The organism is Pseudomonas helmanticensis, from assembly GCF_900182985.1.
Classification (GTDB): domain Bacteria; phylum Pseudomonadota; class Gammaproteobacteria; order Pseudomonadales; family Pseudomonadaceae; genus Aquipseudomonas; species Aquipseudomonas helmanticensis.
Map to the genome: position 1 here is coordinate 3,508,949 of NZ_FXUY01000001.1, position 14,390 is coordinate 3,523,338.

The following is a 14,390-nucleotide window of genomic DNA, read 5'->3' on the forward strand; positions in this document are numbered from 1 at the left end:
GCGCGAAATATACGAACACAAATCACACATGTCAACGAGCAGCATTCACACACCTAACCCCACTGGAAGTAAACCTATTCAAGCTGGTTCAATCATGGACTCACGTACACGTAGCTTCCCTCCACAGTTTCGTCTTTCCAAACGTCTTCACTTCTGGATTCGATCAGTTTTATCAGCATTACGGAATCCAGATGGAGCTTCATAGATGCGCCTGCCACATTGGTCCAGCCGTAAGGAAACATGGAAAAGCGCACCTTCAAAACCGAGCCGCCAGCGATGGCCGGAACGTTCGCGATGGATGTCCCTTTGGAGTCCACCACTTTTAAAGGCAGCGGCTTGGCCTCTCGGGTGTTTTGGTCCACATACGAGGCGTAACGCTTGAATTTGAAAGTCACGGTGCCGTCACCATTCTCGAAGAATGGCAAGTCGCCCTCATAGGGTTCCAGAACTTTCTTACCATGTCGTACGGGCGGTGGGCTCTTCTTGAACTCTGCGACCAGTGCCCTGTAGTTGGCTTCATGAACCTCAACGATTTGTTTGATGAGGGGCCGAGCAGCACGCGGAGGTATGGTCAGGTAGACAACGTATTCACCGCGTGGGTTGCTGAACCCTTTTTCAGGATTACCGTAATCGGGAATTTGGAGAACACAGCCAGGCTCGGCAACGCCTTGAGGAGTGATATAGAACGCTTTTTTGAGAGGCGCCTGACTGACGCCGTTCGCGCCACGAAGTTTAGAACGACCAGCCCCGTAAGCTGCGAGCGACGGGGCGCCGTGAGCATTGACCAAACAACCTTGGGCAATGTCATGCAGATTTTCCTTGAGTCGCTTCCATGTCGCGGAGGGTTCTCCAAGGTGGAATTCCTCAAGTCGCTTCAAGATGTCAGCAGTGATTTTCGTAGCTACCGCTTTATCGAAAGTGCGCAACGAAATAGTGGTGCTATCTGACGCTACTCCCCGAGTCCGCAATCGGAGGTAAAAGACTTCTTTCCGTCTGTACAGGTAGGGAACCGCCAGAACAGTCGTCAACAATCCAGTCATTGCCCATCACCCACGAACAACCCAACAAGCATCTCCGCAACTGTCTCCACAGGCACTCCAGAACCGTAAACGTCAAAAGTAATCGTACCCGATGCATGGCCCATTACGGCCTGTGCATAAGCCGTAGGAACGCCCTTGGCCTGCATCAAGGACGCCAACGAGTGCCGCAGTGAGTGGAATGTTAAGCCGGGTCCAAATGACTCTTTTAGAGCAGCTGGGATTGCTTGCTGGTTCACCCACTCACCGGCTGTCTTGTAGCCGATCTGAGCTAAAGGGCCTGTCCTACACTCATCGACGTACCGCAAGAACGCTGCGAGGTCGAATCCGTAGGCACCGTCAGTCAGAGGCACCAGACGCTCACTGCGCTTGTTCTTGATTGACTTCCCTTCACCCAACTCGTTGATATGAATGACCGTGATGCCAGATGAGAGGGTCTGAATATCACCTACCGTCAATTGAGAGATTTCGTTTAGACGCCCGCCTGTGATTGCGCCAAGGCTAAGCAGCCAGCGCTTCCACGAGGTTTCAGGAAGAGTGTTGGAGTAAGCAACGAGCTTGCACACCTGATCCTGAGTGAACGCCCTACGGCTCGACTCAGTGCCCTTTGTGAGCTTCAGTTTCTTATCGTATGACTTGGATATGTGACCGTTTTCAACTGCCCATGCAAGGACTGCTGAAAGCTTAACGAGCAGCTTGTTGACCGTTGAAGGCATACGACCATCTGCAAGACGATCACGCAGCGCAACGAGGTCAGCCCGTGAATGAGTTCGCATGTCCAGCGCCCCAAGAGCCGTAGAGATCGTCCCATGGCAAATCTTGGTTTCCTTCAAGGTAGAGGCTTTCTGGTCCTGCCCTCTGTCAACCAAATAGAGCGCTGAAAGGGCCTCAAAGGTCACTGCTGGAGCGATTACAGATAGGGATACCGAAGCGCCCTTTGCAGATTTGAAAGGACTGAACGAGCTGCCCACGGAATCAGAGTGGCTATCGTGCAATGCTCCCCACACCTGCGTAACGCCTTCACGTCCAGACTCAAACACCTCCTCTGAGACCAAGCGGAAATATTCCTTCAACTTGCTCCAAGAAGCGTCCGGGTTCTCCAAATGAAACGCCCTGACAAGCCCTGTTAGCTGCTCTGAAGCGTCCAGTGCATCACGCCTGTTGCTGGTCTGAAGAGAAACCGCAGCAGCCTCAGTGGTGCTACCCGTAGCCCTGAGACGCATGTAGTAAATACCGTTGCGTCGGTAGTGATAGGGCTTAGCGAGCCTTGTGGTCGGCTTCGAGGGAAAAGCGAGGGTTGTAACGGTGCTTGTAACAGCAGGTCGAACTTCAAGGATACTCATGGCGGTTAGCCCCCGTAATCATTGGGTTAACCTGAATTCCTTGAAGTTCTGGATGTACTGCCGGGAGGATCTGCGCAAGCTCAAGCGGATTACCCTGTTGTGGGATTACATCCGCGAGGTGACCGAACGCAATCAGGCGCTGCTGATGGGCACAACTGGCGAGATGCAGTTTGCCGATTAGTCGTTGCTGACCACGATCGCCACCCGGCGGTTCTCGGTGCGGCCCGCTGCCGTGCTGTTGGAGGCCACCGGTTCCTTGCTGCCGAGGCCCTGCAACTGGATGTTTTCCTGCTTCATGCCCACCGTGCCGAGTACGTTGGCAACGCTCTTGGCCCGGCGCAGGGACAGTTGCTGGTTGTAGGTTTCCTTGCCCGAGGCGTCGGTGTGGCCATCGACCCGCACGCGCTCGATGCCGACACCGAGCAACGCTTTGCCGATACGTTCGACGATCTCGGTACTTTCCTTGTTCAGGCTTTCGACATCGCTGCCAAACAGCACCTTGCCCGACAGGCCAAATTCCCAGCCCTCGTCGGTCAGTTCGAAACCTTGTTGTTTGAGCACCGCGACTTGCGCCGGGGTCAGGCCTTTTTGCGGCGCAGTCTGGCAACCGGTCAGGGTCAGTGCGGCCATCAGCAGCAGCGCGAAAAACAGTCGGATAGGCAGTGTGAACACGGGATTAGCTCCTGGTTTGAACGGGATCGACCGGGTGCTCCGCCCCAGCCGTGAATTGAGCGCCGCGCGACAAACGCTTGGCTTGGTACATCGCCGCATCGGCGGCATTGAGCAGCGCACCGGGGGTGGCACCATGATCGGGAAAAACCGCGATGCCGATACTGAGCGAGGTCACGACACTGGTGTCGCCCGGCAGCGCGATGGGCATGTCCATGCTGGCGAGGATCTTGTCGGCAATGCGCTCGGCGTCTTCGACCTTGTGCAGGGGCGTAAGCAACACGGCGAACTCATCGCCGCCCAGGCGTGCCACCAGATCTTCTTCGCGCAACTGCGCGCGAACACGATTGGCGATGGCCACCAACACCGCGTCGCCGGCAGCATGGCCGAAGTTGTCGTTGATGCCCTTGAAGCGATCGCTGTCGAGAAACAGCACGGCAACGCGCTCATTGAGTTTGCCGCCGTTGCGCAAGGCACGAATCAAGCGGCCCTCGAAAAAGGCCCGATTCGGCAAACCGGTGAGGCTGTCATGGCTGGCCTGGTGCGCGAGGGTTTCGTTTTCGCTTTGCAGGTGGCTTTGCCACGACTCCAGTTCGTCAAGCAAAGCATTGAAGTCGTTGCCGAGGTTGTCGAGTTCGGCGATCTGCGCCGGCGGCACCCGGCGATCCAGTGCGCGCTCGCTGCGGGCGGCGTGGGCCACGGTCGCAAGGCTGCGTAGCGGGCCGATGATTTCGCGTAATTGCCGGCGCGCCAGGTAGATTGCCACGCAGGCGCTGATCGCCGTGCAGAGGATGATCCCGGCCAGACCGCTGAGCAGAAACCGCATCAGGCTGCCGCCATGACCGGTGAGCAGGATATGACCGATCTGACGATCCTGATGCACGATCGGCAGGCTGATCGGTTTCTCCAGAACGGCGCGGGTGATCTGCATCTCCAGGTCGGAAAACAAGCCATTTTCCGGGCGTTGCCAGCGTGCGAGCAGCTGACCTTGGGCATCGAACACCTGCGCATCCGCGACTTCTTCGGTGGAGGCGATCAGCGCCAGGGCTTCGGTGGCGGCGGTCTTGTCGTTGAACACCACCGCCGCTTCCACGGTGTAGCTGATCGAACGGGCAATCAGGTGCAGGTTGTGATCGGCGTACACCCGCAGCGCCAGAACGCCGAGCAAAGTCAGCGAGATACTGGCCATCGACACCGCCACCAGAGCAACCGTCAAATGCCCACGGCCAAGAACCGAGCCCAGCGTTGGGCGGGTATTGGATCTGAACAGTTTCATGGTGCCGCCGGTTTGCGACGCGACAATTGCAGCACGCTTGGATGAATGCGTACGCCGCTGCGGGCCACGGAGTCGAGGTTGACCTCGAAGGACACCTGCTCATCGCCGACGCGCAGGCAGAACAGACTGCCCACCGTGCACTGATCGCCACCTTCACTGATGCTCAGTACCGGATGACCCATCAACGATTCGAAAAGCCGGCTGCGCTCATCCGCTGTCAGTTTGCCGATATAGACCGCATCGCATTCATTGACGATGGCTGGGTTATCGGCCAGCAAGCGCCGCACCAAGACTGGCCGGCCGGTGGCCTGCGTGGTGCCTTTGACCAGATCGTCGGTGTATTCGGTGGGGCCGACGATGCACAGGCGCAACTGCGCAGGTTCTACCGGCCAGCGTGCGTAACTGAGGATGCCGAGAACCACTTGGGTGACCGATTGCGCGCGATGCTCAGCCATGCCCGTCGGCGGTTGCGCTTGCGCGACGGCCACGCCCGTCAATAGCCAGAGCAGACCGACAAGCAACGCGAGTTTGCCGCCAACCGCGCGCGCTGTCGCCCAGACAGACACCTTCATGCAGGGATTCTCTTGGATCGTAGCGAAATGATGCCGCAACGATAGCACAGCGGTGAAACACCAGCGAGGCGGCGCCCTCTGACCGGTTGGTCAGTAAACGCCGTTCAACGCCTGGATTTTCACCCGCGAGGCGCGCTGCCCTCTTCCAGTTCCAGCATCAGTCCGCTGAGACGCTTGACCTTGCGCTGTACGGCTTCTTCAAACACCTCGGTACGCGATTCGATCAGGGTGAACCAGTGTTTGGCGCGGGTAATGCCGGTGTAGATCAGCTCCTTGGTCAGCACCGGGTTCAAGGCATCCGGAAGGATCAGCGCGGTGTGGGCGAACTCCGAGCCCTGCGACTTGTGCACCGTCATCGCGTAGACGGTTTCCACGTCGTTGAGCCGGCTCGGTAATACGAAACGCACACCGCCCTGGCCATCGTTACGCGGAAAGGCCACGCGCAGCAGCGGTTTGCCGGCATCCGGCCCTTCACGCTCGGGCAGCTTGAGGGCGATGCCGATGTCGCCGTTCATCAGACCCAGACCGTAGTCATTGCGGGTCATCAGTACCGGGCGACCTTCGTACCATTGCTGATCGTTGTCGATCAGACGTGCCTTGAGCAACGCGGCGGTGATGCGCAGGTTCAGGCCTTCAACACCCCACGGCCCTTTGCGCACGGCACACAATAGCTGGAAGGTATCGAAGGCCTGCAAGACGTCACGCGCCCAGTGGGTCCAGTCTGGATGTTCCAGCGGTCTGTCGGGCGACGGACGCTGATTGCGCAGCACGCTCAGATAGTGCCGATAGCCTTGCGGTCCGTTGCCATCGCCGTGGCCGTCAAGCGCCAGTCGTTCGAGCTTGGGATCGTGTTCAGCCTTGGGCAGTTTTAACGAAAACACATCTTCATAGTGGCCGCTGTCCAGTAACTGACGCGCCTCTAGCGGTAGCTGCTGATTGACCCGCCGCGCGAGCTGACCGATGCCGCTGCCCTCGCCGAAACGTCGGGAGTGGCGCAGCATCACCACTTGTTGCGCCAGTGGATGGCCGCCGTCGACATCCTCGTGCAGGCCACTGCCTTGCAACGATTCACCGCTGACAGATTCCAGCCAGTGCCGGGTTTGCGGGTTGTACCAACCCTGTTCGGCGTCACGACACAGATCACCAAGTACCGCGCCGGCCTCCACGGAAGCGAGTTGATCCTTGTCTCCGAGCAGCACCAGTCGCGCATGGGCCGGTAACGCGTCGAGCAGGTTGGCCATCATTTCCAGGTCGATCATCGAAGCTTCGTCGACCACCAGCACGTCCAGCGGCAAGCGGTTGCCGGCGTGGTGACGGAAGTGTCGCGTCCCGGGACGACTGCCGAGCAAACGGTGCACGGTGGTCACGTCGCAGGGGATTTTCGCGCGCACCTCTTCGGCGACTTTCAGCGATTGCACTTGCTGACTGATGGACTCGGTCAGTCGCGCCGCCGCTTTGCCTGTCGGCGCCGCGAGACGAATGCGCAGCGGGTGACCGGCCTCCACTGCCGGCGCTTGAAGCAGCGCGAGGAGGCGTACCACCGTCGTCGTTTTACCGGTGCCCGGGCCGCCAGTAACAATGCTGAAAGCGCTGCGGGTGGCAAGGGCGCAGGCGAGTTTCTGCCAGTCGATCACTTCAGCGGAGCCGGCCGATCCGAACAATTCGTCCAACCGCTGCGGCAGATCCTCCGGGGTTGCCTCGGTTTGGGCCAGACGCTGGCGCAACGCCGCATCGATGCGCCGTTCGTAAGCCCAGTAACGTCGCAGGTACAGACGTTTCCCGGCCAACACCAACGGCCGCTGTTGCGCCACTTCACGGGTATCGGCCGCCAACGCGACCAGACCACTGGCGGCCAGCGCCTTGCACCAATGCACGCCGTCGAGCGCCTCAAGCAATTGCGAGGGCAGCAGCAACACGCCGCCTTGCACGTCGCCTTCGGGCGGCAACGACAGGGCAAAATCCGGGGCTTTGAGCGTTTCGAACAGATCCAGGCACACGTGGCCGTGACCCAGCTGGTGACTGGTCAGTGCGGCGGCGAGCAACACCAACGGATCGGTGCCCGGCTCAAGCTCGTGCAAAAATGCGACGAATGCCTTGTCCAGTGCACGCAGCCAGCCCCGCTCGACCCAGCGGGTGAGCAACAGCAGCAAATCGTCGGCGCTGGTCAGCGGCGCAAGTCTCGACAGGCTGTCGGCCGCCAACGGTGTCGGCAACAGATCAGCAAAAGTGCGGCTCATAGCAGGACTCCCTGTTCCCATGCGGGTTCGGCCTTGGGTTCGGGTTTGCCCTGGAACATCCGGTCCAGCCGTTCGATCAACTCGCGCGGCGGGCGGGCAAAATAAACGCCGCGACTGTCTGCACGGGTGCCCCGCAGGAACATATACAGCGCGCCACCGATGTGCCGGTCGTAATCATAATCCGGCAATCGTGCCTTGAGCTGGCGATGCAATGCCAACAGATACAACACGTATTGCAGGTCGTAGCGATTGTCGAGGATCGACTGTTCCATGGCTTGCTCGGTGTACGCCAGATCATCCACGCCCAGCCAGTTGGATTTATAGTCGGCCACGTAATAACGGCCGTTGTGTTCAAAGGTCAGGTCGATGAAACCTTTGAACATACCGTTGAGTTGCACCGGTTCTGCCGCCACCCGAGCGACGCCATTGTGCGTGTATTGGCGCACCAGTTCGTCGAGTTTGAGTACATCGACTTTATGGCTGGCGAACCAGAATTCCATCTCGACGCGGTATTGCTTGAGCTGCTCGAGAATCACCGGCGGCTGCCCGCCAGCAATCGGCAATGGCGACTTGAGCAGATGCTGCAGCCAGTCACTGAGGGTGACGATCCAGCCTTCCCAGCCACGCAAATTGCAGCGGCGACCAATCGCATCTTCCAGCGCCGCGCGAGAAACCGCGAAGCCATCGTCGCCGGCCCACTCCAGTAAACCGTGGAGAAACGTGCCCGGATTGGGGCCTCGGGGGAAGCGGTGGATATCGGCGCCACCGGCAATGATTTCCCGTGGCGCGTCCGGGTCAAGGCGCTCGTCATCGAACAGCTTTTGCGCTTGCGGACTGTCCGGTGCTTCATCGCTGCCAACACTCAACACATCGCTGATGCGCAGCGCGCTGTAGGACGCGATCCACCAGTTTTCGCTGGCCTTGCGCTTGGGCAATAGCGTGGCGCTGAGGATGGCTTCGTTACGCGGCGGCTGGTAATGCTCAGCCGTGGGCTGCGGCATTTCTGCGATGCTGATTGCCGGGCAGTCCTGCTGCAGGTCTCGCAGCCAACGGTCGAGCCCGCTGGATTCGCCCAGAGACGCACCACCGCCGAGCAAATAACCCAGCGCAGCAAGGTGCAGCACCGAGCTGTTATTATTGCCGCGCTTGAGATCCGTCACGCCCAACCAGCAGGCATGTTGCGCGCGGGTCAGGGCGACATACAGCAAGCGCAGATCCTCGGCGAGGCGCTCTTCATCCGCTTGCGCAATCAATTCGGCGGTTGGCTTGAGGCTCACCTGGGCCTTGCCCGAAGCGTCGTGGTAATGCAGCGGCAACCGGCTGCCATCGACCGGTTTTGCCGAGCAGATGAATGGCAGGAACACCAGTGGATACTCAAGCCCTTTCGACTTGTGGATGGTCACCACCTTGACCAGTTGCTCGTCGCTTTCCAGGCGCAGGATCTGCTCCTCACCCGCCTGCCCCGACAATGCCAGAAGCTCGGCCAGGTGGCGGATCAGCGCTTGTTCGCCATCGAGTTCCGCGGCGGCTTGCTGCATCAGTTCCGAGAGGTGCAAAAGATTGGTCAGCACCCGCTCGCCATCGCTGCGCGTCATCAAGGTCTGCGGCAAATGGAAGTCGTGCAACAGACGTCGGAGCATCGGCAACACGCCTTGCTTGCGCCACAGTTCGCGATAGCCGCGAAATTGCATGACGCGGGTTTCCCAGACCAGTTCGTCCTGGTTCAGCCGCTCCAGTTCAACCAGTGGCAGGTTCAGGGTGATGCAGGCCAGCGCGGCTTTCAGCGAACGTTCGACATCCGGTTCGGCGCAGGCCTTTAGCCACGCCAACAGGTCATGGGCCTCCTGAGCGGCGAACACCGAGTCCTTGTCCGACAGATACACGCTGCGCACACCACGACTGGCGAGTTCACCGCGCACGGCCTGGGCTTCTTTACCGTCGCGCACGAGGATCGCGATGTCCGAGGGGCGCAGGCCTCTGAAGTCCTTACCGTCCTGAGTGAATCCCGCACTGGCGCTTTGTCCGCCATTGAGCAGCGCAGTGATTTCGCTGGCACAGGCCGCCGCCAATTGTTGGCGATAGACTGCGCCTGACAAAGGCTGATCACTGGGCAATAACCAGACATTCAGTGCTGCGACGTCTTGCCCGGCAACCTGCAGTTTCTCCTTGCGGCCCTGAGACTCGACAGGGAGAAACGGCACCGGGTTATCACCATTTTTTTCCCGGAACAAAAACGCGCCGCGTCCCTGCTCGCGGGATTCGGCGCGTTCGAATACATGGTTGACCGCATTGACCATGCCGTGACTGGAGCGGAAGTTGGTGCCGAGCGTATGCAAGCGGCCGCTGGTGGCCTGACGCGCGCGCAAATAGGTGTAAATGTCCGCACCGCGAAAGGCATAGATCGCCTGTTTGGGATCGCCGATCAGAAACAGCCCGGTGTCTGGATTGTTGTCTTCGATCCGATAGATCGTCTCGAAAATCCGGTACTGCACCGGATCGGTGTCCTGGAATTCGTCGATCAGCGCGACCGGGAATTGCTCGCGAATCAGAATCGCAAGACGCTCGCCCCCCTCCGATTGCAGGGCAGCATCCAGCCGCAAAAGCATGTCGTCGAAGCCCATTTCGGCGCGCCGGCGTTTTTCTTCTTCAAAGCGCGCACCGACCCATTTGGCGGCATGTTGCAAGACCGCGGCGTCGGGGGTCGGCAATGCATCGAGACTGGATTTCAGCCCGGGCATGGCGTCCAGCCCGGGATGACTCGGCGCCTGGCCCTTCCAGGCTTCAGCCATGCCGTCGGGAGTCAGTCGAGTGAAGCCGGTGCCGATGTCCAGTTGCTCCATGGCCTCGTCTTCGGCCCAGGCCTTGAGCTTCTCGAACCACGGTTCAAAGTAGCGGGCCTGCATCTTGCGACCATCGACGCTTTTGCTGGCAACTCCTTGATGACAGATGACGAGCAACTCGTCTGCCCACTGGCGCCACGGCATTTTCAGTTCGATCAATGCCGCGCGGCGCTCTTGCAGGCACTCTTCGATGAGCTCAGCGGGCGCCTTGCCTTCATCGCTGTCGCGCTCACTGGCGAACAAGCCGCGGACACGCGGCAACAATGCTGCTGGACCGCCCCAGTTGCTGCGCACCCAATTGAGCGCATCACCCTGCATCGGGTAGCAGAACAGCCGCCAGTAATCGCGTAACACTTCGCCAAGCAGATCGCTGTGATCGGTTTCCAGCGATTGGGTGAACAGGCTGCCGCTGTCGAACGCATGCTCGCGCAGCATGCGCTGACACCAACTGTGGATAGTCGAAACGGCCGCTTCGTCCATCCATTGCGCGGCGATATCGAGACGGTTGGCGCAACCGGGCCATTGCTGCGGATCGAATTGATCGCGCAGTTCGGCGATCAGCCCGTCAGGGGCCGGCATCTCGTCACGAAAGAATCGCGCGGCCTCGGCCAGTCGCGTACGAATCCGCTCGCGCAGCTCTTTGGTCGCAGCGTCGGTGAACGTCACCACGAGAATTTGCGGCGGCAAAAGCTCGCGACCGAAGCTGCTGGCTTCACCGCCGTGCCCAAGAATCAGGCGCAGATAAAGTGCAGAAATAGTAAAGGTCTTGCCGGTACCGGCACTGGCTTCGATCAACTGGCTGCCACGTAGCGGGAATGCCAGGGCGAGGGGTGTTTTCGTACTCATGCGCGCGCCCCTTCACTGGATAATGAGCGCCACGGGGCTTCCTGCAATGGTCGGTACAAGGCGTCGCACCAACCGGAGAATGTTTCGTCCTCGAGCAATGCATCGAAGTCGGCATATTGTCGGGACAACGCCGGACTTTCGCGGCGCTCGCCCTCACTGGTCTGGCCATCACCTTCATAGGCTTTACGTGCGGCCGCTTCGGCCTTGAGCGGGTCGGTCTGCGACAGCCAGGCGAAGGCGGTTTTGACGGCGATCGGTAACGGCTGGCGCATGCCGGCCTGCCAGGCGAGCAGCAGATCGCCAAGGAAACGCAACGCTCGGTCCTGCTCCATCGGTTCAAGCAGCAAGGTGTCGTCACTGGCGACCAACGCTGTGGTCAGTGACAACCCGCTGGCGCAGGCAACAAGATGATTGACCCAGGGTTTGCTCAGTCGATGCCATTTGCGGCTTTTGATCGAGCCGATGCTGTTGGGAATGGTCGTGACCGACAACACCCCACCATCGCTGCGCTGATGCAGACCCGAGAGCCAGCCTTCCAGGCGCAAACCCTGCAAATCGAGGCTGATCGGGATCGCACTGGTCAGCGGTGTCGGCCACAACGTCAGGAGTTGTTGATAACGCTGCAACAGGTCCGGCAGCGGTTCGATCAGTTCTCGCTGCAAACATTCGCCGAAGCCAGCCATCGGCAACAGTCCACTGTTTTGCAGACGGCGGGCTTGAACCTCGAGGGCTTGATCGATGTTGTCCGGTTGCCTCAGCGCAGCTTCGAGCAGGCTGTCGCTGAGCATGTAACGCTGCAACGCGTCGAGCACGAAAGGCTCTTCATCGGCCAACGGCGCTTCGGCGGCTTCGAAATACACCTTGAGTCGCTGCGTGAAGAAGTGCCGCACCGGGTTACGCAGAAAGTCCTGCAGGAGAGCGAGGCTCAGCGGTTCTTCCTGAATGAAAGGCGGGAGCAATTGCGCGCTGTTTGGTGGCGCAGGATGTTGATGCAGCACCTGCCATTCACTGGCGTAGCTGAACAGTTGATCGCCTTCATGGAAATAGCGCGCACTGAACGGCTGCAACGGATGCTCCTCGGTCATGGCGCTCAACAAATCCTGAGTTTCATCGAGCAGCCGCCAGCCGCTGGCAAGGTGATCGCGCAACTGGCCGATCAACACCGACGCAGGGCGCTCGCTGTTGTCACGAATGCTGCGGCCGACCCAACTGATATAGAGCTGATGGCGCGCAGACAGTAGCGCCTCGAGCAGCAGATAACGGTCATCTTCACGCCGGGAACGGTCGCCCGGTCGGTAATCGCTGCCCATCAGATCGAAGTCCAATGGTGGTTGCGCACGGGGGTAGTCGCCGTCATTCATACCCAGCAGGCACACCAGTTTGAAAGGGATGGCGCGCATCGGCATCAACGTGCAGAAGTTCACCGCCCCGGCGAGAAAGCGTTGCGACAAACGGCCCTGATCGAGGCCCGCGAGCCAGGCTTCACGCACCACAGTCAGTGGCAGCTCATCGACCAGAGCCACTGCATCGCAGGTCTCCAGCCAGGTTTCGCGAAGCTCTTCCAGTTGGGTCAGCAAATAATCGTCGTGTTCATTGCTGGCCTTGAAGAACAGCTGCATGAGCGCTTGCAATCGCCGGCCCCACTCTTTCGGTTGCGCCGATTGCATGAGCTCCTGATGGGCGAGTTCCAGTGCATCAAGCAAGGCCACCAGCGGCCCGATCAATACGGCATCCAGGCCACCGATTTCATCATACGGTTCGATACCCGCGCAGGCATTTGCGCTGCCAACGGCGTAACCGAGCAACATCCGCCGCAAACCGAAATGCCAGCTGTTCTGCTCCAGCTCATCAGGCAAGCCGAGCCCTGCGCGTTGCTCGGCGTTCATGCCCCAACGGACACCTGCGCCTTCGATCCAGCGGTGCAGTGTCGGCAAGTCGCGTTCTTCGACGCCGAAGCGCGCACGCAAAGCAGGAACATCGAGCAGGTCGAGAATCTCACTGACCGGAAAACGGCTGTCCGGCAGTTTCAGCAGATGCTCGACCGCGATCAGCAGCGGATCGCGGCCACGTTGGCCCTGGTCTGCCAAAGTGAAGGGAATGAAACGCGGATCATACCGGTCGAGTTGGCCGAATACTGCGCGGATATGCGGCGCATAGCTGTCGATGTCCGGCACCATCACGATGACATCACGAGGACGCAAATCGGGGTTGGCACTGAAGCGGGCCAAGAGCTGGTCGTGAAGGATTTCAACTTCACGCTGAGCGCTGTGGGCAATGTGAAAACGGATCGAATCATCTTTTGTCAGATCAACCGCAGGCCAGTGCTCGCGAGTTTCGTTGAGCGGGCGCAGTTCGAGGATGTCGTCCTGTAGTTGATTGAGCAGATTGTGCGGACGGGTTTCGCTGAACAGGTCGATGCGACCGTCGCGGAACGCTGCACGGTAGCTGTTGGGATCGTCGTAGCTGTCGAGCAGGTTGATGTAGTCGCGACCTTGTTTACCCCATGCAGCCAATAGCGGGTGGGCATGTTGGTGCAATGTGTCAGGGTCGAGGACAACAGGCATTCCGCTCTTGCGCGACTGCCGCTTGTATTGGTGACGCAGCAAGTCCTTGTCGGCGACGATATCGGCCCAGTGGTGACGGCAAGGGTTGTGCACGCAAAGCAGAACCTGGCTGAAACGTGCGAGCCCGGCCAGCGCTTCAAGGACTTGGGCCGGCAACGAAGAAATCCCGAAAACGATCACTCGCGAGGGAAGCCCGGTCGGAGCCTCTGTGAGATTGTTGATGCGCTCGATAAACCGTTGATGAACACCGGCGCGACTCTGTGCCATGCCTTGTTCACCCACGTCCTCCAACAATGCACGCCACAATTCGGCTTGCCAGCAACTGGTGGCTGGCAGAGGTTTTACTTCACCCCTGACATTGCGCAACTGGTGCCGCCCTTCAGCCCAATCCTCAAGCCAGTCAGCCCGATACACCTGATATTGGTCGAAGAGATCCGCCAGGCGCTCGGAGAGTTGGTAGCGCTTGCGCAAGTCGGTGTCGTGGGTGAGGAACCGTTGCAGCGGCTCGAAATGCTCGCGGTCGATGACCTGTGGCAGCAGGCGCATGAGACGCCAGGTCAGTGGAGCTTTATCGAGTAGGGATTTGGCCGGGATTTGTTCTCGGCCCAGAACCATTCGGTAGAGTTGCCACATAAAGCTGCCGGGCAGTTGCACATCAATCGCCGCAGCAATACCGCAGCCGCCGAGGTCGTCCTCCTCGGGGTCTTCCGCCAAAGCCAATTTAAGCCATTGGGCGATTCCGTTGCTTTGCACCAGGGCAATTTCGTTTTCCAGAGGCGCCAGTGGATAGCGTCGCATGATGCTGATCACAAGGCTGCGCAGTTCGTCCAGGCTGTTGCTCTGAACCACCATGAATGCAGCGTTGAGGGACTGGGCGTCCGGCATAAAGGCTTCCTTGGAAAAATACAAAAGCTAGGGCAGAACCTTAGCATTGTCGGCAGGTTGTGACAGCCGGACGACGTCCGTGAATGCTGTAAGAACTTTCCGACGGGCAAAACAAAACCCC

Annotated in this window: 8 protein-coding genes and 1 pseudogene; 1 reads left to right on the forward strand and 8 read right to left on the reverse strand. The window is 59.5% G+C overall.

The window, feature by feature from the left end; genetic code table 11:
* Positions 1-92: 92 nt before the first annotated feature.
* Positions 93-1,040, reverse strand: a complete 948-nt coding sequence (locus QOL84_RS15760; protein ID WP_283437799.1) for a hypothetical protein — start codon at positions 1,038-1,040, stop codon at positions 93-95.
* On the reverse strand, positions 1,037-2,380 hold the full coding sequence (locus QOL84_RS15765; RefSeq protein WP_283437800.1) for a tyrosine-type recombinase/integrase: 1,344 nt from the start codon (positions 2,378-2,380) through the stop codon (positions 1,037-1,039). The genes QOL84_RS15760 and QOL84_RS15765 overlap by 4 nt, the downstream gene beginning before the upstream one ends.
* 43 nt (positions 2,381-2,423) lie before the next feature.
* Between QOL84_RS15765 and QOL84_RS15770 the strand changes: the two are divergent.
* A pseudogene (locus tag QOL84_RS15770) lies at positions 2,424-2,561 on the forward strand (LysR family transcriptional regulator); the annotation flags it as partial.
* Here the strand turns inward: QOL84_RS15770 and yfiB are convergent.
* The 6 genes from yfiB to recC form a co-directional block, all read right to left on the reverse strand.
* The gene (yfiB, locus tag QOL84_RS15775) at positions 2,558-3,052 is read right to left on the reverse strand and encodes an outer membrane lipoprotein YfiB (protein ID WP_488168964.1); all 495 of its coding nucleotides are present in this window, start codon (positions 3,050-3,052) and stop codon (positions 2,558-2,560) included. The pseudogene QOL84_RS15770 and the gene yfiB overlap by 4 nt on opposite strands.
* 4 nt (positions 3,053-3,056) lie before the next feature.
* Positions 3,057-4,325: a diguanylate cyclase DgcN/YfiN gene (dgcN, locus tag QOL84_RS15780; RefSeq protein WP_129388724.1), complete on the reverse strand. Its 1,269-nt coding sequence runs from the start codon at positions 4,323-4,325 to the stop codon at positions 3,057-3,059.
* Entirely contained in the window at positions 4,322-4,897 is a 576-nt protein-coding gene (gene yfiR, locus QOL84_RS15785; protein WP_283437801.1) for a regulatory sequestration protein YfiR, read from the reverse strand. The genes dgcN and yfiR overlap by 4 nt, the downstream gene beginning before the upstream one ends.
* Before the next feature lie 119 nt (positions 4,898-5,016).
* Positions 5,017-7,134 (reverse strand): exodeoxyribonuclease V subunit alpha, encoded by a 2,118-nt coding sequence (gene recD / locus QOL84_RS15790; protein WP_283437802.1) that lies wholly within the window; start codon positions 7,132-7,134, stop codon positions 5,017-5,019.
* Positions 7,131-10,820 carry an exodeoxyribonuclease V subunit beta gene (gene recB, locus QOL84_RS15795; protein WP_283437803.1) on the reverse strand — a complete coding sequence of 1,230 codons (3,690 nt, stop codon included), beginning with the start codon at positions 10,818-10,820 and terminating at the stop codon, positions 7,131-7,133. Before recB ends, recD begins: the two co-directional genes overlap by 4 nt.
* Positions 10,817-14,269, reverse strand: a complete 3,453-nt coding sequence (gene recC / locus QOL84_RS15800) for an exodeoxyribonuclease V subunit gamma (RefSeq protein ID WP_283437804.1) — start codon at positions 14,267-14,269, stop codon at positions 10,817-10,819. Before recC ends, recB begins: the two co-directional genes overlap by 4 nt.
* Between the last annotated feature and the right edge of the window lie 121 nt (positions 14,270-14,390).

Bases quoted from the DNA above. Each gene is read 5' to 3' on its own strand.
- recC (WP_283437804.1), bottom strand. From the start codon at position 14,269: ATGCCGGACGCCCAGTCCCTCAACGCTGCATTCATGGTGGTTCAGAGC.
- QOL84_RS15765 (WP_283437800.1), bottom strand. From the start codon at position 2,380: ATGAGTATCCTTGAAGTTCGACCTGCTGTTACAAGCACCGTTACAACC.
- QOL84_RS15760 (WP_283437799.1), bottom strand. From the start codon at position 1,040: ATGACTGGATTGTTGACGACTGTTCTGGCGGTTCCCTACCTGTACAGA.
- recD (WP_283437802.1), bottom strand. From the start codon at position 7,134: ATGAGCCGCACTTTTGCTGATCTGTTGCCGACACCGTTGGCGGCCGAC.
- recB (WP_283437803.1), bottom strand. From the start codon at position 10,820: ATGAGTACGAAAACACCCCTCGCCCTGGCATTCCCGCTACGTGGCAGC.
- dgcN (WP_129388724.1), bottom strand. From the start codon at position 4,325: ATGAAACTGTTCAGATCCAATACCCGCCCAACGCTGGGCTCGGTTCTT.
- yfiR (WP_283437801.1), bottom strand. From the start codon at position 4,897: ATGAAGGTGTCTGTCTGGGCGACAGCGCGCGCGGTTGGCGGCAAACTC.